Source organism: Pseudomonas sp. GP01-A4 (assembly GCF_058780865.1).
On the sequence record NZ_JBYSWF010000026.1, the window covers coordinates 27,031 to 53,647 of the forward strand.

At 61.5% G+C, this 26,617-nt stretch carries 23 protein-coding genes; 12 read left to right on the forward strand and 11 right to left on the reverse strand.

Annotation, left to right across the window (positions count from 1 at the left end; genetic code table 11):
* The first annotated feature begins 298 nt into the window (after positions 1 to 298).
* The gene (locus tag AC3WKX_RS16530; protein WP_003212743.1) at positions 299 to 580 is read left to right on the forward strand and encodes an HU family DNA-binding protein; all 282 of its coding nucleotides are present in this window, start codon (positions 299 to 301) and stop codon (positions 578 to 580) included.
* A gap of 64 nt (positions 581 to 644) precedes the next feature.
* On the opposite strand, the gene rlmF is transcribed toward AC3WKX_RS16530, so the two are convergent.
* From rlmF to AC3WKX_RS16555, 5 genes are all read right to left on the reverse strand, one after another.
* Positions 645 to 1,667: a 23S rRNA (adenine(1618)-N(6))-methyltransferase RlmF gene (gene rlmF / locus AC3WKX_RS16535; protein WP_087695168.1), complete on the reverse strand. Its 1,023-nt coding sequence runs from the start codon at positions 1,665 to 1,667 to the stop codon at positions 645 to 647.
* Positions 1,668 to 1,915: 248 nt separating this feature from the next.
* Positions 1,916 to 4,762 (reverse strand): valine--tRNA ligase, encoded by a 2,847-nt coding sequence (locus AC3WKX_RS16540; RefSeq protein ID WP_087695167.1) that lies wholly within the window; start codon positions 4,760 to 4,762, stop codon positions 1,916 to 1,918.
* A gap of 185 nt (positions 4,763 to 4,947) precedes the next feature.
* Positions 4,948 to 5,352 carry a DNA polymerase III subunit chi gene (locus AC3WKX_RS16545; RefSeq protein ID WP_102605182.1) on the reverse strand — a complete coding sequence of 135 codons (405 nt, stop codon included), beginning with the start codon at positions 5,350 to 5,352 and terminating at the stop codon, positions 4,948 to 4,950.
* Positions 5,353 to 5,359: 7 nt separating this feature from the next.
* Entirely contained in the window at positions 5,360 to 5,788 is a 429-nt protein-coding gene (locus AC3WKX_RS16550; RefSeq protein ID WP_102605183.1) for a DNA polymerase III subunit chi, read from the reverse strand.
* Positions 5,789 to 5,839: 51 nt separating this feature from the next.
* Positions 5,840 to 7,330 (reverse strand): leucyl aminopeptidase, encoded by a 1,491-nt coding sequence (locus AC3WKX_RS16555; protein WP_003210444.1) that lies wholly within the window; start codon positions 7,328 to 7,330, stop codon positions 5,840 to 5,842.
* A gap of 282 nt (positions 7,331 to 7,612) precedes the next feature.
* Between AC3WKX_RS16555 and lptF the strand changes: the two genes are divergently transcribed.
* The 10 genes from lptF (at position 7,613) to tadA (ending at position 18,086) form a co-directional block, all read left to right on the forward strand.
* On the forward strand, positions 7,613 to 8,731 hold the full coding sequence (gene lptF, locus AC3WKX_RS16560; protein ID WP_003210442.1) for an LPS export ABC transporter permease LptF: 1,119 nt from the start codon (positions 7,613 to 7,615) through the stop codon (positions 8,729 to 8,731).
* Complete coding sequence (gene lptG, locus AC3WKX_RS16565; protein WP_003210440.1) at positions 8,724 to 9,803, forward strand: LPS export ABC transporter permease LptG; 1,080 nt, start codon at positions 8,724 to 8,726, stop codon at positions 9,801 to 9,803. The genes lptF and lptG overlap by 8 nt, the downstream gene beginning before the upstream one ends.
* Before the next feature lie 152 nt (positions 9,804 to 9,955).
* Positions 9,956 to 11,755, forward strand: coding sequence for a translation elongation factor 4 (gene lepA / locus AC3WKX_RS16570; protein ID WP_003210439.1), 1,800 nt, complete (start codon positions 9,956 to 9,958; stop codon positions 11,753 to 11,755).
* Between the two features lie 5 nt (positions 11,756 to 11,760).
* Positions 11,761 to 12,615 (forward strand): signal peptidase I, encoded by an 855-nt coding sequence (gene lepB, locus AC3WKX_RS16575; RefSeq protein ID WP_102605184.1) that lies wholly within the window; start codon positions 11,761 to 11,763, stop codon positions 12,613 to 12,615.
* A gap of 147 nt (positions 12,616 to 12,762) precedes the next feature.
* Entirely contained in the window at positions 12,763 to 13,452 is a 690-nt protein-coding gene (rnc, locus tag AC3WKX_RS16580; RefSeq protein WP_003210434.1) for a ribonuclease III, read from the forward strand.
* The gene (gene era / locus AC3WKX_RS16585) at positions 13,445 to 14,347 is read left to right on the forward strand and encodes a GTPase Era (protein ID WP_003210432.1); all 903 of its coding nucleotides are present in this window, start codon (positions 13,445 to 13,447) and stop codon (positions 14,345 to 14,347) included. Before rnc ends, era begins: the two co-directional genes overlap by 8 nt.
* Positions 14,348 to 14,511: 164 nt before the next feature.
* Positions 14,512 to 15,201: a DNA repair protein RecO gene (gene recO, locus AC3WKX_RS16590; RefSeq protein ID WP_003210428.1), complete on the forward strand. Its 690-nt coding sequence runs from the start codon at positions 14,512 to 14,514 to the stop codon at positions 15,199 to 15,201.
* Positions 15,202 to 15,253: 52 nt separating this feature from the next.
* A complete protein-coding gene (gene pdxJ / locus AC3WKX_RS16595; RefSeq protein WP_003210427.1) occupies positions 15,254 to 15,997 on the forward strand; it encodes a pyridoxine 5'-phosphate synthase in 744 nt (247 codons plus the stop codon).
* Between the two features lie 218 nt (positions 15,998 to 16,215).
* A complete protein-coding gene (locus AC3WKX_RS16600) occupies positions 16,216 to 17,595 on the forward strand; it encodes a multicopper oxidase family protein (protein ID WP_087695164.1) in 1,380 nt (459 codons plus the stop codon).
* Positions 17,595 to 18,086, forward strand: coding sequence for a tRNA adenosine(34) deaminase TadA (gene tadA, locus AC3WKX_RS16605; protein WP_003210422.1), 492 nt, complete (start codon positions 17,595 to 17,597; stop codon positions 18,084 to 18,086). The genes AC3WKX_RS16600 and tadA overlap by 1 nt, the downstream gene beginning before the upstream one ends.
* 138 nt (positions 18,087 to 18,224) lie before the next feature.
* Here tadA and cmoB read toward each other — a convergent pair whose 3' ends face one another.
* The 6 genes from cmoB to AC3WKX_RS16635 all read right to left on the reverse strand — a co-directional run bounded on the left by cmoB (position 18,225) and on the right by AC3WKX_RS16635 (position 24,928).
* Complete coding sequence (gene cmoB, locus AC3WKX_RS16610) at positions 18,225 to 19,181, reverse strand: tRNA 5-methoxyuridine(34)/uridine 5-oxyacetic acid(34) synthase CmoB (protein WP_003210420.1); 957 nt, start codon at positions 19,179 to 19,181, stop codon at positions 18,225 to 18,227.
* Complete coding sequence (gene cmoA / locus AC3WKX_RS16615) at positions 19,178 to 19,921, reverse strand: carboxy-S-adenosyl-L-methionine synthase CmoA (RefSeq protein ID WP_102605185.1); 744 nt, start codon at positions 19,919 to 19,921, stop codon at positions 19,178 to 19,180. The genes cmoB and cmoA overlap by 4 nt, the downstream gene beginning before the upstream one ends.
* A gap of 136 nt (positions 19,922 to 20,057) precedes the next feature.
* A complete protein-coding gene (locus AC3WKX_RS16620) occupies positions 20,058 to 20,702 on the reverse strand; it encodes a lysoplasmalogenase (RefSeq protein WP_102605186.1) in 645 nt (214 codons plus the stop codon).
* Position 20,703: 1 nt separating this feature from the next.
* Positions 20,704 to 21,096, reverse strand: a complete 393-nt coding sequence (locus tag AC3WKX_RS16625) for a protease inhibitor I42 family protein (protein ID WP_003210413.1) — start codon at positions 21,094 to 21,096, stop codon at positions 20,704 to 20,706.
* 199 nt (positions 21,097 to 21,295) lie between these two features.
* The gene (gene lon / locus AC3WKX_RS16630) at positions 21,296 to 23,716 is read right to left on the reverse strand and encodes an endopeptidase La (RefSeq protein ID WP_003210412.1); all 2,421 of its coding nucleotides are present in this window, start codon (positions 23,714 to 23,716) and stop codon (positions 21,296 to 21,298) included.
* A 222-nt stretch (positions 23,717 to 23,938) separates the two neighbouring features.
* A complete protein-coding gene (locus AC3WKX_RS16635) occupies positions 23,939 to 24,928 on the reverse strand; it encodes a GntR family transcriptional regulator (protein WP_003210410.1) in 990 nt (329 codons plus the stop codon).
* 336 nt (positions 24,929 to 25,264) lie between these two features.
* Here AC3WKX_RS16635 and AC3WKX_RS16640 point away from each other — a divergent pair, with 336 nt between their 5' ends.
* Positions 25,265 to 26,608: an amidase gene (locus AC3WKX_RS16640; RefSeq protein WP_102605934.1), complete on the forward strand. Its 1,344-nt coding sequence runs from the start codon at positions 25,265 to 25,267 to the stop codon at positions 26,606 to 26,608.
* Positions 26,609 to 26,617: the final 9 nt, after the last annotated feature.

Here is a 26,617-nt window from a genome sequence, read left to right on the forward strand (position 1 = left end):
GCGCCATCCGACGGGCCATATGCCTTTTTTTCACGGTTTAGAGCGATAAAGCTGACCAAATGGGTATGTTGAGGCGGATATTTCCCCGTCTCTGTGCTAGTTTTGCCCCGTCTTACGCGCAGTCTGGGCGTTAAGCGTGCATTCAGCATTTGTCAGGTCGAACCAAACCCGGTTTCAGGTATCTATAACCCCGATCTTCGTGGTTATAGCCCTTGGGTGCCAGGCCTTGATGGCAGGGCTCGATGGCTGACACTGCACTCTGCAATCCAAATGAATTTGATAGGGAAGGAACACCACAATGGCTATTACTAAAGACCAACTGATCGCTGATCTGGCTGAAGCTGTAGACGCACCGAAAACCACCGTGCGTGCTCTGCTGGACCAACTGAGCCAGATCGTTGCTGATCAGCTGGAAAACGGCGGCGAAATCACTCTGCCAGGCGTTGGCAAACTGAAAGTGACCGAGCGTCCTGCCCGTACTGGCCGTAACCCTTCGACTGGCGCTGCCATCGAAATCGCTGCCAAGAAAGTTATCAAGCTGGTTGTGGCCAAAGGCCTGACCGACGCTGTTAACAAGTAAGACGCAGCAAAAAAAACCGTGCTCCGGAGCGATCCGGGCACGGTTTTTTGTTGCCTGCGATTTATCAGTCTTTACGGGCCCAACGCTGGCGCCACACCTGTTGCTCGCTCGGGGTCTGGAACGTCCAGGCGACGAAGCGGCTCTGCTTCTGGCCCTGGGACATCTCCACTACCTGGCTTTCCAGCACACCGGCCTTTTTCAGCGCTGTCTGAATGGCCGGCAAGTTCGACGCTTTCGACACCAGCGTGCTGAACCACAGCACCTTGTGCTGGAAATGCGCGCTTTCAGCGATCAGTTGCGTCACGAACCGCGCTTCACCGCCTTCACACCACAACTCCGCCGACTGGCCACCGAAGTTCAGCACCGGCAACTTGCGTTTCGGATCAGCCTTGCCCAGTGCGCGCCATTTACGTTCGCTGCCCTTGGTCGCTTCATCCATGGACGCGTGGAAGGGCGGGTTGCACATGGTCAGGTCAAACCGCTCGCCCGGCTCCAGCAAACCCAGCAGGATCTGCTTGGGGTTGGTTTGCTGGCGCAGCTGGATGGCCTTGTTCAGCCCGTTGGACTGCACGATCGCCTTGGCGGCGGCCACGGCGGTCGGGTCGACTTCCGAGCCGAGGAAGTTCCAGCGGTACTCGCTGTAGCCAATCAACGGATAGACGCAGTTGGCGCCCATGCCGATGTCCAGCACCTTCACCGGCGCGCCACGGGGGATCACGCCTTCGTTGACGCTCGCCAGCAGGTCGGCGAGGAAGTGCACGTAGTCGGCACGCCCCGGTACCGGTGGGCACAGGTAGTCAGCCGGGATATCCCAGTGATTGATGCCGTAGAACGCCTTGAGCAACGCCCGGTTGAACACCCGCACCGCGTCTGGGCTGGCAAAGTCGATGCTTTCCTTGCCGTACGGGTTGATGATCACGAATTGCGCCAGTTCGGGCGTGGTCTTGATCAGCGCCTGGAAGTCGTAACGGCCCTGGTGGCGGTTACGCGGGTGCAAGGTGGCCTCTTTGCGCGGAACGACGGGCTTGGCCGGCGTATTGGATTTTGGCTTCTTGCGCGGTGCTTTGGGTGTGCTGGGGGCGGTCATGGGCTGCGTCGATTCTGCGTTTGTTTCAAAAGTGGCGGGTATTGTCACACATTCCTTGGTCGAACTCGGTCAAATGTGGGAGCTGGCTTGCCTGCGATGCAGGTGACTCGGTGTATCTGCCAGACCGAGGCGATGCCATCGCAGGCAAGCCAGCTCCCACATTGATCGGGTTTCCAAAGAGAAATAGCGGTGTTTTTCCAAGCAAAAAAAAGAGACCCGAAGGTCTCTTTTTCCGCACGGGCAGCCTCTTACAGGCTGGAAATCCGTGCGTGTTGCTCCGCCAGCTTGCCCAAAGCCTGTTCAGCCTCAGCCAGTTTGGCGCGTTCTTTCTCGATCACTTCAGCCGGAGCCTTGTCGACGAACGCCGCGTTGGACAGCTTGCCGCCCACCCGCTGCACTTCGCCTTGCAGGCGCAGGATTTCCTTGTCCAGGCGCGCCAGTTCGGCACCCTTGTCGATCAGGCCGGCCATCGGCACCAGCACTTCCATCTCGCCCACCAGTGCAGTGGCGGACAGCGGTGCTTCTTCGCCAGCGGCCAATACGGTGATCGACTCCAGCTTCGCCAGCTTCTTGAGCAGCGCGTCGTTCTCGGTGAGGCGACGCAGGTCTTCGCTGCTGGCGTTCTTCACGAACACGGCCAGTGGCTTGCCCGGACCGATATTCATCTCGGCGCGGATGTTGCGCGTACCCATCATCAGGGTCTTGAGCCACTCGATATCGCTTTCGGCTGCCTCGTCAATGCGGGCTTCGTTGGCCACCGGCCAAGGTTGCAGCATGATGGTCTTGCCGTCTTTGCCCGCCAGCGGCGCGATGCGCTGCCAGATTTCTTCGGTGATGAAGGGCATGAACGGATGCGCCAGGCGCAACGCCACTTCCAGTACGCGCACCAGGGTTTGACGGGTGCCGCGCTGACGTTCGATCGGCGAGTTCTCGTCCCACAGCACGGGCTTGGACAGTTCCAGGTACCAGTCGCAATACTGGTTCCAGATGAACTCGTACAGGGCCTGCGCCGCCAGGTCGAAGCGGAACTGGTCGAGTTGACGGGTCACTTCGGCTTCGGTGCGCTGCAGCTGGGAGATGATCCAGCGGTCCGCCAGGGACAGCTCGATGGCCTCGCCGTTCTGGCCGCAGTCTTCGCCTTTATCCAGCACGTAGCGCGCGGCATTCCAGATCTTGTTGCAGAAGTTGCGATAGCCTTCGACGCGGCCCATGTCGAACTTGATGTCGCGACCGGTGGACGCCAGCGAGCAGAAGGTAAAGCGCAGGGCGTCGGTGCCGTAGCTGGCGATGCCATCGGCGAACTCGTCGCGGGTCTGCTTCTCGATCTTCTTCGCCAGTTTCGGCTGCATCAGGCCCGAGGTGCGTTTCTGCACCAGGGTTTCCAGGTCGATGCCGTCGATGATGTCCAGCGGGTCCAGGACGTTGCCCTTGGACTTGGACATCTTCTGGCCCTGGCCATCACGCACCAGGCCGTGCACGTACACGGTCTTGAACGGTACCTGCGGCGTACCGTCTTCGTTCTTCACCAAGTGCATGGTGAGCATGATCATCCGGGCAACCCAGAAGAAAATGATGTCGAAGCCGGTGACCAGCACGTCGGTGGAATGGAATTTCTTCAGGAATTCGGTCTGTTGCGGCCAGCCGAGGGTGGAGAACGTCCACAGGCCCGAGCTGAACCAGGTGTCCAGTACGTCGTTGTCCTGTTGCAGCGCCACGTCCGCGCCAAGGTTGTGCTTGGCACGGACTTCGGCTTCGTCGCGGCCCACATAGACCTTGCCCGACTCGTCGTACCAGGCCGGAATCCGGTGGCCCCACCACAGCTGGCGGCTGATGCACCAATCCTGGATGTCACGCATCCACGAGAAGTACATGTTTTCGTACTGTTTCGGCACGAACGCGATGCGGCCGTCTTCCACGGCAGCGATCGCCGGCTCAGCCAAAGGCTTGGTGGACACGTACCACTGGTCGGTCAGCCAGGGCTCGATGATGGTGCCGGAGCGGTCGCCCTTCGGCACTTTCAGGCCGTGGTCGTCAACGCTCACCAGCAGGCCGGCAGCGTCGAAGGCGGCAACGATCTGCTTGCGCGCTTCGAAACGGTCGAGGCCGGCGTATTCAGCCGGGATCTTGCCGTCGATGCTCTCGTTCAGCGTGCCGTCGAGGTTGAACACCTGGCAGGCCGGCAGAACAGCGGCGTTCTTGTCGAAGATGTTCAGCAGCGGCAGGTTGTGGCGCTTGCCGACTTCGTAGTCGTTGAAATCGTGGGCCGGCGTGATTTTCACGCAGCCGGTGCCGAATTCAGGGTCGCAGTAGTCGTCCGCGATAATCGGGATGCGACGGCCAACCAGCGGCAGCTCGACGAATTTGCCGATCAGCGCCTGGTAGCGTTCGTCATTCGGGTTGACCGCGACGGCGGCGTCGCCGAGCATGGTTTCCGGACGGGTGGTGGCGACGATCAGGTAATCATTGCCTTCGGCGGTCTTGGCGCCGTCAGCCAGCGGGTACTTGAGGTTCCACAGGAAACCTTTTTCGTCGTGGTTTTCCACTTCAAGGTCGGAAATCGCCGTGTGCAGCTTGGTGTCCCAGTTGACCAGGCGCTTGCCGCGGTAGATCAGGCCGTCTTCATGCAGGCGCACGAAGGCTTCCTTCACGGCTTCCGACAGGCCATCGTCCATGGTGAAGCGCTCGCGGCTCCAGTCGACGGACGAGCCCAGGCGACGGATCTGACGGCTGATATTGCCGCCGGACTGATCCTTCCATTCCCAGATTTTCTCGAGGAATTTCTCGCGGCCCAGGTCGTGACGGTTCTGGCCGGTGGCTTCCAGTTGGCGTTCCACCAGCATCTGGGTGGCGATACCGGCGTGGTCTGTACCTGGTTGCCATAGGGTATTGCGACCCTGCATGCGGCGGAAACGAATCAGGGCATCCATGATCGCATTGTTGAAGCCATGGCCCATGTGCAGGCTGCCAGTGACGTTCGGTGGCGGAATCATGATGGTGTAGGCATCGCCCGCGCCTTGCGGAGCGAAATAATTCTCGGACTCCCAGGTCTGGTACCAGGAAGTTTCAATAGCGTGCGGCTGGTAGGTCTTATCCATGCGCGGCGGGACCCTAGTTGGCATTAATTCAGGAAAGCCGACAAGTATAACGGGGGATAGGGGAGAGGGGTAGGAGCGAGCTTGCTCGCGAAAAACCTGAGGGCGGCGCGTTCATTCAGGATGTACGCGTTATCGTTCACGCCCTTCGCGAGCAAGCCCGCTCCCACAGGGGATATGTGTCAGCCCTAGTTCTGGTACTGGCTCAACAACCGTTCCATGCGCGCATCCAGCCGGCGCTTGATTTCGGTTTCGATATGCGGGGCAAAATCGTCGATCACGTCTTGCATGATCAGTTGCGCGGCGGCGCGCAGTTCGTTGTCCAGGTGCAGCAGCAGGGCGTCGGGGGCTTTTTCGGCGGCAGGTACGGCAACAGCCGCAGCCGGCGCAGCTTGCACCGCGGGCGTTTCGAAAGGTTCCGGCGTAACCGGCTTGCCACCCACCATATCGAACAGCAGGGGAATTTGTACGTCACCGTTGACCGCATCGGTCAGCAATGGCGGTTGCAGGTCATCATCACCGAGCAGCTTGCGGATCGACTCAAGGTCGTCCAGCAGGTGGTCAGAGTCTTTTAGCGGGTTTGGAGTGTCCATCGTGTGCTCAAAGTCGTTGTAGCCGGTGATCTTGCAGAGAATAGCCCTGTTCGCGGTAGAAACGGAAACTCTCCCGCGCGGCCTGACGAATAGCCGGGTCTTCCACCACCACTTCCGCCACGCGGGCGAAACCCTTGGCGAAGGCCGGTACTTTCAGGTCAAGGTTGACCAGCAGGTCTGTGTGATCGCCGCAGCTGTCGCCCAAACCCAGTACCACCAGGCCTTCCGGTTCTGATTCGGCGGGACCGTGGGGCACGAAGCTTTCGCCCTTGAAGCGCCACAGGCGGGCGTCGAGGTCGTCACGCTGGGCGGCATCGCTGCAATGCAGGTAGATACGGTGGCCCATGCGCCAGGCTTTTTCGGTGAGCTTGCAGGCAAAGTCCAGGCGCGCGGAAGGATCGGCGCTGGGCAATATATAGAAGTCGACTTGGGTCATTGCGGTTCCTGAGCCCCGGGCGGCTTTACAAGCGCCCGGGGATCTTCATTTTCAGGCTTTGGCGCGGTCCAGCAGGTACTGGGTCAGCAATGGAACCGGACGGCCAGTGGCGCCCTTGTCCTTGCCGCCGCTGGTCCAGGCGGTGCCGGCGATGTCCAGGTGGGCCCAGTTGAAGTTCTTGGCGAAACGCGACAGGAAGCACGCCGCAGTGATGGTGCCGGCTTTCGGGCCGCCAATGTTGGCGATGTCGGCGAACGGGCTGTCCAGCTGTTCCTGGTACTCATCGAACAGCGGCAGTTGCCAGGCGCGATCGTCTGCAGCCTGGCCGGCGCTGAGCAGTTGGCCGATCAGTTCGTCGCTGTTGCCCAGCAGGCCCGACGTGTGGGCGCCCAGGGCAACCACGCAGGCACCGGTCAGGGTGGCGATGTCGATCACGGCTTGCGGCTTGAAGCGCTCGGCGTAGGTGAGGGCGTCGCACAGCACCAGGCGGCCTTCGGCGTCAGTGTTGAGGATTTCCACGGTCTGGCCGCTGAGGGTGGTGACGATGTCGCCCGGACGGGTCGCGCCGCCGCTCGGCATGTTCTCGGCGCAGGCCAGGATGCACACCAGGTTGATCGGCAGCTTGAGTTCCAGCACGGCACGCAGGGTGCCGAACACGCTGGCGGCGCCGCCCATGTCGTACTTCATCTCGTCCATGCCCAGGCCCGGCTTGAGGCTGATGCCGCCGGTGTCGAAGGTGATGCCTTTGCCGACCAGGGCAAATGGCTTCTCGGACTTCTTGCCGCCGTTGTATTGCATCACGATCAGGCGTGGCGGCTGGTCGCTGCCCTGGCCCACGGCATAGAACGAGCCCATGCCCAGTTCCTTGATCTTCTTCTCATCCAGGACTTCGACTTTCAGGCCCTTGAATTCCTTGCCCAGCGCCTTGGCTTGCTCGCCCAGGTAGGTTGGGTGGCAGATGTTCGGTGGCAGGTTGCCCAGGTCACGGGTGAACGCCATGCCGCCGGCGATGGCCTGGGCGTGGGTCACGGCGCGTTCGACTTCAGCCTGGGCCGCCTTGATGGTCAGCAGGGTGACTTTCTTCAGGGCGCGGGGTTCGGCCTTGGTGCTCTTGAACTGGTCGAAGACGTAGCCGCCGTCCAGCAGGCTTTCGGCCAGCAGGCGGGTCTTGCCGTAGCTGTCGCGGCCCTTGACCACGACTTCGTCCAGCGCCAGGGCCGCGTCGGTGCCGCCCAGGCCCTTGAGGGTGTTGAGGATGCCGGCGATGATCTTGCGGAACGGACGGTCGCCCAGTTCGGCGTCTTTACCAACGCCCACCAGCAATACGCGGTCGGCTTTAAGGTTAGGCAGGCTTTGCAGCAGCAGGCTTTGGCCGACCTTGCCGGCCAGGTCGCCGCGCTTGAGGACTGCGCTGATGGCGCCGCCGCTCAGTTCGTCCAGTTGCTTGGCGGCAACGCCGAGCTTGCGGCCTTCGCCGACAGCGACCACGAGGGTGGCGGTTTTCAACGTTTCGGGGCTAACGCTTTTTACAACCAGTTCCATTTTCGGGTCCCTTATAAAGGTCAGTGAGCCAGGAGTCTGTACTCCGGCTTGTAAGCTTGGCAGCCTGTAGGCCGCCCGCGACAAAGGCCGCAGTTTGAACCTCGCCGCCCGAGCCTGACAACCCTTGCGGGCAGCTTTGTGCACGCGTATGAGCAAGCTCAGTGACAGGTGCGGTCAATCACAGGATAATGCGCCATCTTTTTAGCCGGCCTGCAGCAATGGGTCGACTCGATATGCTTGCTTGTTTGGCCGCCTTAGCCTGACAACCCTGGAGTGTCTGGTTTGATCGTCTTCCGTTATCTATCCCGCGAAGTCCTGTTGACCCTGAGTGCCGTGAGTGCGGTATTGCTGGTCATCATCATGAGTGGTCGCTTCGTCAAATACCTCGCCCAGGCTGCCTCGGGTGCCCTGGATCCGGGTTCGCTGTTCCTGATCATGGGCTTTCGCCTGCCGGGCTTCCTGCAGTTGATCCTGCCATTGGGCCTGTTTCTCGGGATTCTGCTGGCCTACGGCCGCTTGTACCTTGAAAGCGAAATGACCGTGTTGTCGGCCACCGGCATGAGCCAGCAACGTTTGCTGGCCATGACCATGGTTCCGGCCACCGGTATCGCGCTGGTGGTGGCCTGGCTGAGCTTGAGCCTGGCACCCCAGGGCGCCATGCAGTTCCAGCTGGTGCTGAACAAACAGGACGCCATGACCGAATTCGACACCCTGGAGCCGGGCCGCTTCCAAGCGCTCAACGACGGCACCCGGGTGACCTATACCGAGCAAATGTCGGATGACCGTGCCAACCTGGGAGGGGTGTTCATCTCCCAGAAAAACCTCGGCCAGAACCAGAAAGACCGTGGTATTTCGATTCTGGTGGCCGACAAGGGGCGCCAGGAAGTGCGTCCGGATGGCAGCCGTTACCTGATCCTGGAAGATGGCTATCGCTATGACGGCAGCCCCGGTCAGGCCGATTACCGCGCAATCAAGTACGACACCTATGGCGTGATGCTGGCCCGGCCGGATGTCAGCGATGAGGTCACCGACCGCGACGCGATCCCGACCCCAGACCTGATCGGCAGCAAGGAACTGCGTTCGATCGCCGAGCTGCAATGGCGGATTTCCCTGCCGTTGCTGGTGTTTATCGTGACCTTGATGGCAGTGCCGCTGTCCCGGGTCAACCCGCGCCAGGGCCGCTTCCTCAAGCTGCTGCCGGCGATCCTGCTTTATATGGCTTACCTGACCATCCTGATTTCCGCCCGCGGCTCCCTGGAGAAGGGCAAACTGCCGCCGGCCCTTGGGTTGTGGTGGGTCCACGGGGTCTTCCTGGCCATTGGCCTGGGGCTGCTTTATTGGGAACCGATGCGGTTGAAGATGCGGAGTCGTCGCAGCGTGAAGGAGATGGCCCGTGGTTAAGCTCGACCGCTACATTGGTAGCAGCGTCCTGGTCGCAATCCTTGCGGTATTGGGCATTATTCTGGGGCTGGCCTCGTTGTTCGCCTTCATTGATGAAGTCGGCAACGTCAGCGATACCTACACCGTTACCGACGTCCTGAGCTACGTGGCGCTGACGGCGCCCCGTCGCCTGTACGACATGATGCCGATGGCTGCGCTGATCGGCTGCCTGATCGGCCTGGGCAGCCTGGCCAGCAACAGCGAGCTGACCATCATGCGCGCGGCGGGTGTTTCCATCGGTCGCATCGTGTGGGCGGTCATGAAGCCCATGCTGTTGCTGATGGTGGTCAGCGTGCTGATCGGTGAATACGTGGCGCCTCCAGCCGAGTCCACGGCCCAGGCCAATCGTGCCCTGGCCCAGGGTTCGGGCGATGCCCAGAGCTCCAAGCATGGCCTGTGGCACCGCCAGGGTGAGGAGTTTATCCACATCAACGCCGTGCAGCCGGGTGGCTTGCTGGTGGGTGTCACCCGCTACCACTTCGACAAGGAACGTCACCTGCTGTCGTCGAGCTTCGCCAAACGTGCACAGTACGCCGACGAAAAGTGGCAACTGAGCGATGTGACCACCACCTATTTCCGTGATATCGGCAAGGGTGCGGCATCGACCACCGAAGTGATCAATGTGCCGACGGAGCAGTGGGATATTTCCCTCAAGCCCGAATTGCTGAATACCGTGGTGATGATCCCGGAAAGCCTGCCTATCTCCGGCCTGTGGGGGTATATCCATTACCTCAAGGACCAGGGCTTGAACAACGGCCGTTACTGGCTGGCGTTTTGGGTCAAGGTGTTGCAGCCGGTGGTGACGGCTGCGCTGGTGCTGATGGCGATCTCGTTCATCTTTGGCCCGTTGCGTTCCGTGACCCTCGGCCAGCGCGTGTTTACCGGCGTACTGGTGGGTTTCACCTTCCGTATCGCCCAGGACCTGCTGGGGCCGTCCAGCCTGGTATTCGGTTTCTCGCCGCTGTTTGCGGTGCTGGTGCCGACCGCGATCTGCGCTGTGGCCGGCTTCTGGCTGTTGCGTCGGGCCGGTTGAGCCCGCGCTTATGAACAAAAAATGCCCCGTTCGAACGACCGGGGCATTTTTGTTCTTGGTCGCCATGGATGACGTCTGGTCTGCGCATCAGGTACAATTCCCGGCTATTTTTCAGCGGGCAGTCTGCCTGCAGCCTTTTTGAGTGTTGATCCGTGAGTGATTTGAGTCATATCCGCAATTTCTCCATCATCGCCCACATTGACCATGGCAAGTCGACGCTGGCCGATCGATTCATCCAGATGTGCGGCGGCCTTGCCGAGCGTGAAATGGAAGCCCAGGTGCTGGACTCCATGGACCTCGAGCGCGAGCGCGGGATCACCATCAAGGCCCACAGCGTAACCCTGTACTACACCGCCAAAGACGGTATCAAGTACCAGCTCAACTTCATTGACACCCCGGGCCACGTCGACTTCACCTATGAAGTCAGCCGTTCCCTGGCGGCCTGCGAAGGTGCGTTGCTGGTAGTGGACGCGGGCCAGGGCGTTGAAGCCCAGTCCGTGGCCAACTGCTACACCGCCATCGAGCAAGGCCTGGAAGTGATGCCGGTGCTGAACAAGATCGACCTGCCTCAGGCCGATCCGGACCGCGTCAAGGAAGAGATCGAGAAGATCATCGGCATTGACGCCACCGACGCCGTCGAGTGCAGCGCCAAGACCGGCCTGGGCGTCGACGAAGTGCTCGAGCGCCTGGTCAAGACCATTCCAGCCCCCACCGGCAACTACGAAGATCCGCTGCAAGCGTTGATCATCGACTCCTGGTTCGACAACTACCTGGGCGTTGTTTCCCTGGTACGCGTGCGCCACGGCCGTGTGAAGAAGGGCGACAAGATCCTGGTCAAGTCCACCGGCAAGATCCACCTGGTGGACAGCGTCGGTGTATTCAACCCGAAGCACACGGCTACCACTGATCTGAAAGCCGGCGAAGTAGGCTTCATCATCGCCGGTATCAAGGACATCCACGGTGCACCGGTAGGTGACACCCTGACCTTGAGCTCCACCCCTGACGTCGACGTGCTGCCGGGCTTCAAACGCATCCAGCCGCAGGTTTACGCCGGCCTGTTCCCGGTCAGCTCCGATGACTTCGAGGACTTCCGCGAAGCCCTGCAGAAGCTGACCCTCAACGACTCGTCGTTGCAGTACACCCCGGAAAGCTCCGACGCCCTCGGGTTCGGCTTCCGCTGCGGGTTCCTGGGCATGCTGCACATGGAAATCATCCAGGAGCGCCTCGAGCGCGAATACGACCTGGACCTGATCACCACCGCGCCGACGGTTATTTTTGAGCTGGCGCTGAAAACCGGTGAAACGATTTACGTCGACAACCCGTCCAAGCTTCCGGATCTGTCTTCCATCGAAGACATGCGCGAACCGATCGTGCGGGCCAATATTCTTGTGCCACAAGAGCATCTGGGCAACGTCATTACCCTGTGTATCGAAAAGCGTGGCGTACAGCACGACATGCTGTTCCTCGGTACCCAGGTGCAAGTGACCTACGATTTGCCGATGAACGAAGTGGTCCTGGACTTCTTCGACCGTCTCAAATCCACCAGCCGCGGCTATGCTTCGCTGGATTACCATTTTGACCGTTACCAATCAGCTAATCTGGTGAAGCTGGATGTACTGATCAACGGCGACAAGGTGGATGCCCTGGCGCTGATCGTGCACAAGGACAACGCGCACTACAAAGGTCGCCAGTTGACCGAAAAGATGAAAGAACTGATTCCGCGCCAGATGTTCGACGTCGCGATCCAGGCCGCCATCGGCGGGCAGATCATTGCACGGACTTCCGTCAAGGCACTCAGAAAGAACGTACTGGCCAAATGCTATGGCGGCGACGTCAGCCGTAAGCGCAAGCTGCTCGAGAAGCAAAAGGCCGGTAAAAAACGCATGAAGCAAGTGGGTAACGTGGAAATTCCACAAGAAGCCTTCCTTGCGGTGCTCAGGTTGGATAGTTAGGTCCTATGTCACTAAATTTCCCGCTGTTGCTGGTCATCGCCGTTGCCGTTTGCGGTCTATTGGCGTTGCTCGATCTGGTGTTCTTCGCCCCGCGTCGCCGGGCAGCCATCGCGTCCTATCAGGGCAGCGTCAGCCAGCCCGATGTGGCGGTGATCGAGAAACTGAACAAAGAGCCGATGCTGGTTGAATACGGCAAGTCGTTCTTCCCGGTGTTGTTCATCGTGCTGGTGCTGCGTTCGTTCCTGGTGGAACCGTTTCAGATCCCTTCGGGCTCGATGAAACCTACCCTGGACGTGGGCGACTTCATCCTGGTGAACAAGTTTTCCTACGGGATCCGCTTGCCGGTGATCGACAAGAAAGTGATCGAGATCGGTGACCCGCAGCGCGGCGATGTGATGGTGTTTCGCTACCCAAGCGACCCGAACGTCAACTACATCAAGCGTGTAGTGGGCCTGCCGGGCGACGTGATTCGCTACACCAGTGAAAAGCGCCTGTTCGTCAACGGCGAGTCGGTGGCAGAAAAACTGATCGGTTCCGAGCCGAACACCCTGGGCAGCGCCGAGCTGTACCAGGAAAAACTCGGGGCGGTAGAGCACGAAATCCGCAAGGAGATGAGCCGCTACCGTTCGCCGCCTGACAACCAGTGGACAGTGCCTGCCGGGCACTACTTCATGATGGGCGACAACCGCGACAACTCCAACGACAGCCGCTACTGGGATGACCCGAATATTCCCAAGGACCTGCTGGGCATGGTCCCCGACCAGAATATCGTCGGCAAGGCCTTCGCGGTATGGATGAGTTGGCCGGAACCCAAGCTCAGCCACCTGCCGAACTTCTCGCGGGTCGGGCTGATCAAGTAATCCATGCGGCGCTGTGAACACAGCGCCGAATGCTTTTCTGGGGCTTGGACAAAACCAGGCCCCATGCAGCAACCACCAGGATTTGAATTTGAACACAGCGTTAATCGTCGCAGGCCACCGGTGCCTCGAACTGAATGTGGGTAAACCGTGAGCGTTTCTCTAAGCCGTCTCGAGCGCCAGCTCGGCTACACCTTCAAGGATCAGGAATTGATGATCCTTGCCCTCACACACCGCAGTTTTGCCGGGCGTAACAACGAGCGCCTGGAATTCCTCGGTGATGCCATCCTCAATTTCGTCGCCGGCGAAGCCCTGTTCAATCGCTTCCCGCTGGCCCGCGAAGGCCAGTTGTCGCGCTTGCGTGCGCGCCTGGTGAAAGGCGAGACCCTGGCTGTACTGGCCCGTGGTTTCGACCTGGGTGATTACCTGCGCCTGGGCTCCGGCGAGCTGAAGAGCGGCGGTTTCCGTCGCGAGTCGATCCTGGCCGACGCCCTTGAGGCACTGATCGGCGCGATCTACCTCGACGCGGGCATGGAAGCGGCGAAAGAGCGCGTCGTCGCCTGGCTGTCGACCGAAATCGAAAGCCTGACGCTGGTAGACACCAACAAAGATCCAAAGACCCGCCTGCAGGAATTCCTGCAGTCCCGTGGTTGCGACCTGCCGCGTTACGAAGTGGTGGATATCCAGGGTGAACCGCATTGCCGAGTCTTCTTCGTCGAATGCGAAATCACCTTACTGAATGAAAAAAGCCGAGGTCAGGGTGTGAGCCGTCGTATTGCCGAACAGGTAGCGGCCGCTGCAGCACTGATTGCCCTGGGCGTGGAGAATGGCCATGACTGATTCAACCGCAACTCGCTGTGGCTATGTTGCCATCGTCGGCCGTCCGAACGTGGGCAAGTCCACGTTGCTGAACCACATCCTGGGACAGAAGCTGGCGATCACCTCGCGCAAGCCCCAGACCACCCGCCACAACATGCTGGGCATCAAGACCGAAGGCGCCGTACAGGCTGTCTACGTTGATACCCCGGGCATGCACAAAGGCGGCGAAAAGGCCCTCAACCGCTACATGAACAAAACCGCTTCGGCCGCGTTGAAAGACGTCGACGTGGTGATCTTCGTGGTCGACCGTACCAAGTGGACCGACGAAGACCAGATGGTTCTGGAGCGCGTGCAGTATGTCACCGGCCCGTTGATCGTCGCGTTGAACAAGACCGACCGCATCGAAGACAAGGCCGAGCTGATGCCGCACCTGAGCTGGCTGCAGGAACAACTGCCGAACGCCCAGATCATGCCGATCTCGGCCCAGCACGGGCACAACCTTGAAGCCCTGGAACGTGTGATTGCTGGCTACCTGCCGGAGAACGAACACTTCTTCCCGGAAGACCAGATCACCGACCGCAGCAGCCGTTTCCTCGCCGCCGAACTGGTACGCGAGAAAATCATGCGCCAGATGGGTGCCGAGCTGCCGTACCAGATCACCGTCGAAATCGAAGAGTTCAAGCAGCAGGGCAAGACCCTGCATATCCATGCGTTGATCCTCGTCGAGCGTGACGGCCAGAAGAAAATCATCATTGGCGACAAGGGCGAGCGCATCAAGCGCATCGGCACCGAAGCGCGCAAGGACATGGAATTGCTGTTTGATTCCAAGATCATGCTCAACCTGTGGGTGAAGGTTAAGGGTGGTTGGTCCGATGATGAGCGCGCGTTGCGTTCGTTGGGTTACGGCGACCTGTAACAGGTCTCCGGAACACCGCAGGACAAATGTGGGAGCGGGCTTGCTCGCGAATGCAGTGGATCAGTCACTAGATGTGTTGACTGACACCCCGCATTCGCGAGCAAGCCCGCTCCCACATTGGATAGTCGTTGTTTTCCAGACCGTGTTCCCGCAGCGAGAACCCCATGTCTCAAACCCCACCCACCGGCCAACCCGCCTACGTCTTGCACAGCCGCGCCTACCGCGAGACCAGCGCCCTGGTGGATTTCCTCACGCCCCAAGGCCGCCTGCGCGCGGTCTTGCGCAGTGCGCGCGGCAAGGCCGGCACCCTGGCGCGGCCCTTCGTGGCCCTGGAAGTGGAGTTTCGTGGACGCGGCGAGCTGAAGAACGTCGGCCGCATGGAAGCTGCCGGCGCCTCCAACTGGCTCAACGGTGAGGCGCTGTTCAGCGGCCTTTACCTCAACGAATTGCTGATCCGCCTGCTCCCCGCCGAAGACCCGCACCCCGGCGTCTTCGATCACTACGCCGCCACCTTGCTCGCCCTCGCCGAAGGCCGTCCCCTGGAGCCGCTGCTGCGCGCATTCGAATGGCGCCTGCTGGATGACTTGGGCTACGGCTTCGAACTGAGCAACGACCTGCACGGCGAGCCCATCGCCGCCGACGGCATGTATCGCCTGCAAGTGGACGCAGGCCTGGAGCGGGTCTACCTGCTGCAACCCGGCTTGTTCCAGGGCACCGAATTGCTCGCCATGAGTGAAGCCGACTGGACCGCCCCCGGCGCCCTGTCCGCCGCCAAGCGCCTGATGCGCCAAGCCCTGGCCGTGCATCTGGGCGGTCGGCCACTGGTCAGCCGCGAGTTGTTTCGAAAGCCCTGACATCCCCGTGTATGCTGTACAGCGATTCCTTCCCTCTTCAGGAGCGCTTTTCGTGACCACCAGCAATCGCATTCTTCTCGGCGTGAACATCGACCACGTAGCCACCCTGCGCCAGGCCCGGGGCACCCGTTACCCGGACCCGGTCAAGGCCGCGCTGGACGCCGAAGAAGCGGGCGCCGACGGCATCACCGTGCACCTGCGCGAAGACCGGCGCCACATCCAGGAGCGCGACGTGCTGCTGCTCAAGGACGTGCTGCAAACCCGCATGAACTTCGAAATGGGCGTCACCGAGGAAATGATGGCGTTCGCCGAGCGCATCCGCCCGGCGCATATATGCCTGGTGCCGGAAACCCGCCAGGAACTGACCACCGAAGGCGGCCTCGATGTGGCTGGCCAGGAAGCGCGGATCAAGGCTGCCGTGGAGCGCCTGTCGAAGATCGGCAGTGAAGTCTCGCTGTTCATTGATGCCGATGAGCGCCAGATCGAAGCTTCGCGCCGTGTCGGTGCCCCGGCCATCGAACTGCACACCGGCCGTTATGCCGACGCGACCACGCCGACCGAAGTTGCCGACGAATTGCAGCGCATCATCGACGGCGTCAACTGCGGCCTGGGCGAAGGCCTGATCGTCAACGCCGGCCACGGCCTGCACTACCATAACGTCGAAGCCGTGGCTGCGATCAAGGGCATCAACGAGCTGAACATCGGCCATGCACTGGTGGCTCATGCGCTGTTCGTCGGCTTCAAAGGCGCCGTCGCCGAGATGAAAGCCTTGATTCTGGCCGCCGCCAAACATTAAAAGAGCGCTGAAGATCCAATGTGGGAGCGGGCTTGCTCGCGAAGGCGGCGTGTCAGGCGATGCATGAGTAACAGACCCACCGCCTTCGCGAGCAAGCCCGCTCCCACACAAGCCCGCTCCCACATGTGGCAATGCGAACCCTTACTGTTTAGGTGATGCCGGTGTATGGTATCTGCCCTTTGCGGGTCTCGGACCCGCGGCAGATACGTGAGGTTGTTGTGTCCCAATCGTTTTCCCGTCGACAAATCCTGGGTGGTCTTGCCGGTCTCGCGGTGGTGGGCGTCGGTGCCGGTGGCGCCTATCGCTACTGGCTCGGGAAGGTGGCCGAGGCCGAGGCGGGGCACGATTACGAGCTGATCGCCGCGCCGCTGGACGTGGAGCTGGTGCCGGGGCACAAGACCCAGGCCTGGGCCTTCGGCCCTTCGGCGCCGGGCACCGAGTTGCGAGTGCGCCAGGGTGAATGGCTGCGGGTACGCTTTATCAACCACCTGCCGGTCGCCACCACCATCCACTGGCATGGCATACGCCTGCCGCTGGAAATGGACGGCGTGCCGTATGTCTCGCAATTGCCGGTACTGCCGGGCGAATACTTCGACTACAAATTCCGCGTGCCCGATGCCGGCAGCTATTGGTATCACCCCCACGTGAACAGCAGCGAAGAACTGGGCCGTGGCCTGGTGGGCCCGCTGATCATCGAGGAGCGCGAACCCACCGGTTTCAAGCACGAACGCACCCTGAGCCTGAAAAGCTGGCACGTGGACGAAGAGGGCGCCTTTGTCGCCTTCAGCATTCCCCGCGAAGCGGCCCGGGGCGGCACCGCCGGACGCCTGTCGACCATCAATGGCGTGTCCCAGGCGGTGATCGATTTGCCGGCCGGGCAGATCACCCGTGTGCGCCTGCTCAACCTCGATAACACCCTGACCTATCGCATCAACATCCCCGACGTTGAAGCGCAGATCTATGCCCTGGACGGCAACCCCATCGAACCGCGCCCGCTGGGCAAGGAATACTGGCTCGGCCCTGGCATGCGCATCTGCCTGGCGATCAAGGCGCCGCCCGCCGGTGAAGAATTGTCGATCCGCAACGGCCCGGTACGCCTGGGCACCTTCCGCTCGGTGGCCAGCACCGACACGGCGACCGAATGGCCGCCTGCGTTGCCGGCGAACCCGATTGCCGAGCCGGACCTGGCCAATGCCGAGAAACTCAACTTCAATTTCGAATGGGTTGGATCGGTCTCGGTGAACGTGGACAATAAGCCACCGAGCCTGTGGCAGATCAACGGCCAGGCCTGGGACATCACCGACAAGACCTGCGCCGACCGCCCGATTGCCAAGCTTGCAAAGGGCAAGAGCTACATTTTCGAATTGAAGAACATGACCCAGTACCAACACCCGATCCACCTGCACGGCATGAGTTTCAAGGTCATCGCCTCGAACCGCCACAAGGTGATTCCGTACTTCACCGACACCTACCTGCTGGGCAAGAACGAGCGTGCCCGCGTGGCGCTGGTGGCGGATAACCCGGGTGTCTGGATGTTCCACTGCCATGTGATCGACCACATGGAAACCGGCCTGATGGCCGCCATCGAGGTGGCGTGATGCGCCAGTTTCGCCCCACGGCGATTATCGACCGCAGCCGCGACCAGGACTTCATGCGTGAAGCGCTGGCCCTGGCTGCCCAGGGTGCCGCGCTGGGCGAAGTGCCGGTGGGCGCGGTGCTGGTGCAGGATGGCGAAGTAATCGGGCGCGGCTTCAACTGCCCCATCAGCGGCAACGACCCCAGTGCGCATGCCGAGATGGTCGCGATTCGGGCCGCTGCTCAGGCTGTCAGCAATTACCGGCTGCCGGGCAGCACGCTCTACGTCACGCTGGAGCCGTGCAGCATGTGCGCCGGGCTGATCGTGCATTCACGGATTGCCCGGGTGGTGTACGGCGCGCTGGAGCCGAAAGCCGGGATTGTGCAAAGCCAGGGGCAGTTTTTTACCCAGGGCTTTCTCAACCATCGGGTGCTGTATGAGGGCGGGGTGTTGGCCGAGGAGTGCGGGACGGTGTTGAGCGAGTTCTTCAAGGCGCGAAGAGCCAAAGGCTGACGCGATACCCTGTGGCGAGGGAGCTTGCTCCCGCTGGGCTGCGTAGCGGCCCCAAAATCTGGGGAGCGCTGCGCACTCCAGCGGGAGCAAGCTCCCTCGCCACAACAGCAGTCTTATTTCTTCAACACAACAGCAGTCTTATTTCTTCGCGACAATCACCGCCCGCATCGGCGCCGGCAGCCCTTCGATGGTCTTGCTGTGATCTTCAGGGTCCAGGAAGTCGCTGAGGGACTGATACTTCATCCACTCCGTGCCGCGCTGTTCCTCGACCGTGGTCACGCTCACGTCCACACAGCGCACCTCACTGAAGCCCGCACGTCGCAGCCACAGCATCAGCGCCGGCACCGACGGCAGGAACCAAACGTTGCGCATCTGCGCGTAGCGGTCTTCCGGCACCAGCACTTGCTGCTGATCGCCTTCAACCACCAGCGTCTCCAGCACCAGCTCCCCACCCTTGACCAGGCAATCCTTCAGCGCCAGCAAATGCTCGATGGGCGAGCGGCGATGGTAGAACACGCCCATGGAAAATACCGTGTCGAAGCCTTCCATGTTCGACGGCAGGTCTTCAAACGGGAACGGCAGGTGCCAGGCCTTGGGCGTCGGCAGATAACGCTGCACCGCCTGGAACTGGCAGAAGAACAACCAGTTCGGGTCGACGCCAATCACACTGTCGGCGCCGGCGCCGAGCATGCGCCACATGTAATAGCCGTTGCCGCAACCCACATCGAGGATGCGTTTGCCCTTGAGGTCCAGGTGCGGCGCGACCCGTGACCACTTCCAGTCCGAGCGCCATTCGGTGTCCACGTGCACGCCGAACAGATCGAACGGCCCCTTGCGCCACGGGCAAAGGCCCATCAGCGCAGTACGCATTTGCGCACGGGTGTCGTCGTCGCAATCGGTATCCAGCACCAGGCCGTTCAGCAGGTCGATTTCACTGGGCATGATCTTCGGCAGCGCATCCAGCGCGCTCTGCCAGCGTTCCAGGTCGCCATGGCCTTTTTCCATCTTCGCATCGAGTTGCGCTTGCAGGCCCTGGGCCCAGACGGCCAGGGGAGTGCCGACCAGGTGGCGGGCGAGGGGAGAAAGATCAATCATGGCAAGGCAATCAACGAGGCAAAGTTAAGACACTGGAACCACGGCACGACTTTCGAGAACCCGGCCGCCAGCAGGCGTTCGCGGTGTTCTTCGAGGCTGTCGGGCTTCATGACGTTTTCGATGGCGCTGCGCTTCTGGGCGATTTCCAGTTCGCTGTAGCCGTTGGCACGCTTGAAGGCGATGTGCAAATCGGTGAGCAGCGCATGTTCGTCCGGGTCATTGAAGCGCAGCTTTTCCGAAAGGATCAGCGCTCCGCCCGGCAGCAGCGATTGGCGAATGCGCGAGAGCAACGCCTGGCGTTGTTCGGGGGCGATAAATTGCAGGGTGAAGTTCAGCGCCACTACCGAAGCCGGCTGGAATTGCAGGGCGAGGATATCGCCCTCGATCACCTCCACCGGCAGCAACTCCTGGAACATCGAGTCCTGGCCGTTGAGGTATTCGCGGCAACGCTCGACCATCGCCGCCGAGTTATCCACCGCGATCACCCGGCAACCGTCGGTGCGCACGTGACGGCGCAGGGCCTGGGTCACCGCGCCGAGGGATGAACCGAGGTCGTAGAGCACACTATTGGGCTGGGCAAACTGCGCCGCGAGTACGCCGAGGTTCTCGACGATGGTCGGGTAGCCGGGCACCGAGCGCTTGATCATGTCCGGGAAAACCCGCACCACGTCTTCGTTGAAGGCGAAGTCCGGCACCTGGGGCAGGGGCTGGGCGAATAGGCGATCGGGTTCTTTGCTCACGGCTGTTCCGGCGACGAAGGGGGAAAGCCGGGCATTTTAGCGTAGGAGCTGGCTTGCCGGCGATGTTCGTTAACGATGACGCGGACTTTCTGGATGAACGCGGCAACTGTGGGTTTTTTCGCTGGCAAGCCAGCTCCTACAGGTTGACGGTTTTTTTCTGAGGAAAGGAAGAGGCCGTAATGCCCCACTGCCCCAGCCAGTAGCTGACAATCAGCAAATACGGCGCCGCTTCAAACGCCACCACAAACCGATTGATCCCGATCAGCGTGTCGGAGAACACGAACGATGCCGCACCTGCCGCCGCCAGGTACGCCGATCGCTTGGGCACTTCGCTGCCCAAGCGCGCCAACGCTCGCCACAGCATCGCGCTGATCACCAGCGCATACACCACCACCGGCACCAGCAATGGGCCCAGGCCATGGGAAATCAGAATGCTCAGCAAGATCGCGCCCACCACCAGCGCCAGTACCAGCGGCAAAATCGCCGGGCGGCGGCAGTCGCTCAAGTAGGCTTTCAGGTACGCCAGGTGTGCGAACAAAAACGCACCGAGGCCGAAGATGAACAGGTCGCCGGGCCAGGCCAGCAGCACGTCGCCCACCAGGGAAAAAATCAGCCCCAGGCTGATCCAGCGTCGATAGTCAGTGGGCGGCGCATCATGCAGCCAGCCCAGCAGCGCCAGTACCGGCAATGGCTTTACCAACAGGCAGAGCAGGGTGGCGTGGGTGCTCAGGCCGTAGATAAAGGTTACCGCCCCCATCAACGCAAGGATCATCCATGGCATATCAGTTCACCGTAATGGCGCAGTCGAAGGTTTCGGCCGGTTCAGCTTCCGGCTCCCAGGGTTGTTGTGAGGTGAGGCGCAAACGGCCCTGGCCGGCGTTGAAGGCCTGGAAGCGCCAGGTGGATTGGCCGCCACTGCCGACCACGCCGGTGTCGTCGGTGTTGCTGTAGACCTCGGGGCTCAGGCTGCGCAGCACGCCGCCGGCCGAGTCCTGGATGGCCCAGCGGTAACCGGTGGTGGGATTGCTGGGCAGGGTCAGGATCAGGTTTTGCCCGGTCTTGAGTTGCAGCGGGCAGGCGCTCTGTTTTTCCACGGTGACGTTTTGCTTCGGCGCACTGGCGCAGGCGGCGAGCAGGCAAAGGCTCAGGGGGAGAAGCAGACGGGCAGCGGTCATGGAGGCTCCGTTGTTTGACGACGAAGGGCGAGCATAACCGAAGATGAGACAAGGTGTGACAGATGGCGTTGTGTTGGCTGCACCGGCCTCTTCGCGAGCAAGCCCGCTCCCACATTCGACCGCATTCCAAAGCATGGACTCGGTCAAGTGTGGGAGCGGGCTTGCTCGCGAAGAGGCCAGCTCAGGCGCTACATAACTATCAGAACAACACCTTCGCCACATCCGCAAAGCGCTTGGCAAAGTGCACCGTCATCCCTTCCTTCAGGTACTCCGGCAGCTCTTCAAAGCTCCCCCGGTTAGGCTCCGGCAAGATCAACTCGTGAATCTTCTGACGCCGCGCCGCGATCACCTTCTCGCGCACCCCGCCAATCGGCAGCACATGCCCGGTCAGCGTCAGTTCACCGGTCATGGCCACGCCTTTTTTCGGCGGCTGGTTACGCGCCAGCGACAGCAGCGCACTGGCCATGGTCACGCCCGCGCTCGGGCCGTCTTTCGGCGTGGCGCCTTCCGGCACGTGCAGGTGCACGAAGGCTTCATCGAAGAACTTCGGGTCACCGCCAAACGACTTCAGGTTCGAGCTGATGTAGCTGTAGGCAATCTCGGCCGATTCCTTCATCACTTCACCCAGTTGCCCGGTGAGCTTGAAGCCACGGTTCAGCGTGTGGATGCGCGTCGCCTCGATCGGCAGGGTCGCGCCGCCCATGCTGGTCCAGGCCAGGCCGGTGATCACACCGGTGCCCGACAGCACTTGCTCGTTACGGAACACCGGCATGCCCAGGGAGGCTTCCAGGTCCTTGTTGCCGATCTTGATCACCGAGTCCGGCTCATCCAGCAGCTTGACCACCGCCTTGCGCACCAGTTTGCCCAGCTGTTTCTCCAACTGACGCACCCCGGCTTCGCGAGCGTAACCATCGATCAGGGCGCGCAGGGCGCCGTCGCTGATGGACAGGCTGTTTTTCGACACGCCGGCTTTTTCCAGCTGCTTTGGCCACAGGTGACGCTTGGCAATCGCGACCTTTTCTTCGGTGATGTAGCCCGACAGGCGAATCACTTCCATCCGGTCCAGCAACGGGCCGGGGATCGAATCCAGGGTGTTGGCGGTGCACACGAACAGCACTTTGGACAGGTCCAGGCGCAGGTCCAGGTAGTGGTCGAGGAATTCGACATTCTGTTCCGGGTCGAGGGTTTCGAGCAGGGCCGAGGCCGGGTCGCCCTGGTAGCTCTGGCCCATCTTGTCGATCTCGTCGAGCATGATCACCGGGTTCATCACTTCCACATCTTTGAGGGCTTGCACCAACTTGCCCGGCATCGCACCGATGTAGGTGCGGCGATGGCCCTTGATCTCGGCCTCGTCACGCATGCCGCCGACGCTGAAGCGGTAGAACGGCCGGCCGAGGGATTCGGCAATCGATTTGCCGACACTGGTCTTGCCCACGCCCGGCGGTCCCACCAGCAACACGATGGAGCCGGCGACTTCGCCCTTATAGGCGCCGACGGCGAGGAACTCGAGGATGCGACTCTTGATGTCGTCCAGGCCGGCGTGGTGTTTGTCGAGCACTTTGCGGGCGTGCTTGAGGTCAAGTTTGTCCTCGCCATACACGCCCCACGGCACCGAGGTGGCCCAGTCCAGGTAGTTGCGGGTGACCGCGTACTCCGGCGAACCGGTTTCCAGGATCGACAGCTTGTTCATTTCTTCGCTGATGCGTTTCTGCGCCTGGGTCGGCAGGACCTTGTCCACCAGGCGTTGTTCGAATTGCTCGACGTCGGCGCTGCGATCGTCCTTGGTCAGCCCCAGCTCTTGCTGGATGACCTTGAGTTGTTCCTTGAGGAAGAACTCGCGCTGGTGTTCGCCGATCTTGCGGTTCACTTCGGCGGAGATTTCTTTTTGCAGGCGCGCGACTTCGACTTCCTTGCGCAGCATCGGCAGGACTTTTTCCATGCGCTTGAGCATGGGCACGCAGTCCAGCACTTGCTGCAGTTCAGTGCCGGTGGCCGAGGTGAGGGCGGCGGCGAAGTCGGTCAGCGGCGACGGGTCGTTGGGGCTGAAGCGGTTGAGGTAGTTCTTCAGTTCTTCGCTGTACAGCGGGTTGAGCGGCAGCAGTTCCTTGATCGCATTGATCAGCGCCATGCCGTAGGCCTTGACCTCGTCGGTCGGCTGGGTCGGCTGGTGCGGGTATTCGACTTCCACCAGGTACGGTGGGCGGTGGTGCTTGAGCCAGGTCTTGATCCGCACACGGGTCAGGCCCTGGGCGACGAATTGCAGCTTGCCGTTTTCGCGGCTGGCGTGGTGCACCTTCACCAGGGTGCCGTACAGCGGCAGGCTGGAGGTGTCGAAGTGGCGCGGATCTTCGGGCGGGGTTTCCATGAAGAACAGGGCAAGGGAGTGGTGGTCGGACTTGCTCACCAGCTCCAGGGTTTCGGCCCACGGCTCTTCATTGACGATCACCGGCAACACTTGCGCCGGGAAGAAAGGCCGGTTGTGGATCGGGATGATGTAGACCTTGTCGGGCAGGTTTTGCCCTGGGAGGGCCAAGCCAGTGTTTGCGGAAGTGTGTTCAGCGTTTTCCGGGTCGGCGTAGTCGTTGAGGTCGATGTCCGGGAATTCTTGCTGGTCGCTCATGGGGCACCTGCATAGGGAAGTATGCAAGTTAGATGGGGCGGGTCGGCAGTGGTTTCAATGGGGGGGGTGAGATAGCAACATATTGCACAATATTTTCAAAAGCACCGCTGAACAAATGTGGGAGCGGGCTTGCTCGCGAAGGCGGTCTGTCAGTCGATGCATCTGTGACTGATGCGCCGCCTTCGCGAGCAAGCCCGCTCCCACATTTTCGATTGCATTTCGTCAGCTGAGTTTGTGCAAGTAGGCCGGTAAAGGTTGTTCAGGCAGCACCGACAGCACCTTCAAACGCTGCAACATCCGCTGCCGGGCCCGTTGCAGGTGCTCGCGCAGGTTCAGTGCGGCGGCGTCGAAGGCGCCATGCAGCAACAGCTCAAGGATCAGCCGGTGCTCGGCCAGCATCGCCGGATCGGCACCGATGCCCAGCAGCCGGTAGAAAATCCGGCTGATGATCATCGGGCTCTGCCCCTGGCGAATCAGCGCGGCGATCTTGCGATTTTGCAGGCCGGCGAGGCAGTGCTGGTGCAGGTCTTCCTCGATCTGCTCGATCTCTTCCAGGCTGCAATGGGCGCTGTTTTGCGCATCGAGCACGCGCTGCAACATGGCGTGCAGCAGGTCGCGGTCGAGGTTCGGCGCGCTCTGGCGCAGGGCTTCGGGCTCCAGGCAGGCGCGCAGTTCGTAGTCTTCGGTGACTTCCCGGGCAGTCAGTGGCCCGGCCAGCCATTGGGAATAGGGTTCCTTTTCTACCAGGCCACGGTCCCGCAGGCGCATCAGCGCTTCACGCACCACCGCGCGGCTGACGTTGTAGTGCTCGGCGGCGGCCTGTTCATCGAGGCGATAATGCCCGAAGGCGATACAGGTCGAGAGCGCTGCGCCGATTTCCTCGACGATGCGCTCCCCCAGTGGCCGGGTGTCCACCAATTCATCTTCACCGTTGAGGCCCAGGTGCGCATGGCTCAGGGGCAGGCGCAGCGGCTCCATGTCCAGGCCGTCGGGGTTGATCAGGTAACCCCGGCCATCGAAGCGGCAGATCAGTCCTTCGTCATGCAACAGGTTCAGCGCCTTGCGCACCGGCACCCGGCTGGTGCCGAACAATTCGGCCAGCGGCGCTTCCAGCAACACCAGGCCATGGCGGGCGGTGCCGTGGGTGATGGCGTCGCGCAGAACCTGGTGAATCATCGCGTAACGGGAAGCCGAGGCTGACACTGCTTTCATCGGGCTCTCTGGAGCAAACGGGTCGGTGGCCGGGGATTCTCTCATAGTTGCGCCTGTCACTCTGCGCCACGTCGGTGGCACTTTTTTGGGGCCTTCAGAGGGTTGATGTTACTTTTCTGCACCAAAATGTATTTATTAATAAAAGATACATTATTTCATTCCTGGCGAGCCTTAAACACCAGCCGATATTTCTTTTAATGCCTGAAACCCATCTAGCCCGTGGATCTGCTCCAAAGTGCCAGGTGTGGCAACCGAGCTGTCCACAAGACTGGCACGAAAGCTGCCTTTGTAAAATGTACATTTTATTAATATGTACATTTTTTAAAGGTCGTTCCCATGTCAGACGCCACTTCAATGGCCGAGGATTTCGCCAGCGGTCGCAGCGACCCGGTGCAGGTCCTGGAACAGGCACTTGCCCACGCGAGCATGGCCCCCGGCGTGTTCATCTCCCTGACCGCCGAGCGCGCTCGCCGTGAGGCCGAAGCGTCGGCCGCCCGTTGGCGTGCCGGCCAGCCGTTGAGCGTGTTCGACGGGGTGCCACTGGCCTGGAAAGATCTGTTCGATGTGGCCGGCAGCATTACCACGGCGGGCGCGGCCTATCGCCGTAATGCGCCGGCCGCCTTGCTGGACGCGCCAAGTGTGGGCCTGTTGTGCCGCGCCGGCATGGTCAGCGTCGGCAAGACCAACCTCAGCGAGCTGGCCTATTCCGGCCTGGGCCTGAACCCGCATTTCGGCACGCCGCACAACCCGAGCAGCGTCGACCAACCGCGGATTCCCGGCGGTTCGTCGTCGGGTTCAGCCGTCGCGGTGGCGGCCGGCATCGTGCCGATCGCCATGGGCACCGACACCGCGGGCTCCATCCGTATTCCCGCTGCGCTGAATGGCGTGGTGGGGTATCGCAGCAGTTGCCGGCGCTACAGCCGCGACGGCGTTTTTCCGCTGGCTCACACCCTCGACAGCCTCGGCCCGCTGACCCGCAGCGTGCGCGATGCACTGGCCATCGACGACCTGCTCAATGGTCGCGAGCAGCGCCCGCCACGCCCGGCCCGCAGCCTCAATGGCCAGCGGTTCTGGGTCGAGCAAAGTGTGCTGGAAGACGCACGGGTTGAACCTGCGGTGCGCGACAACCTGCAACGTTGTGTGGACCGATTGAAGGCGCACGGCGCACTGATTGATGTGCGCCCCTCGAAGACCTTCCAGGCCACCCTCGACCTGATCCAGCACCAGGGCTGGCTCGGCGCCTTCGAAGCCTTCGCCCTCCACGAAGCCCTGCTCGACAGCCCTGATGCCGAGCAACTCGACCCCCGCGTTCGCCGTCGCCTTGAAGCGGCCCGCACACTGCCGGCCAGCCAACTGCTGGCGCTGTACGACGCCCGTCGCCGTCTGCAACAGCAGCTTGTCGACGAACTCGACGGCGCGATCCTCATCACCCCCACCGTGGCCCATGTGGCCCCGGCCCTGGCGCCGTTGGAAGCCGACTTTGAGCTGTTCGTCAGCACCAACCTCGCCACCCTGCGCCTGACCATGCCCGGCAGCCTGCTGGACATGTCCGGCGTCAGCCTGCCCAGCGGCCGCGATGCCCTGGGCCTGCCCACCGGCCTGCTGCTCAGCGCCCCCAGCGGCGAAGACGCGCGGTTGCTTCGGGCCGCGCTGTCAGTTGAAACCGCACTCATTTTTTAAGGAGACACA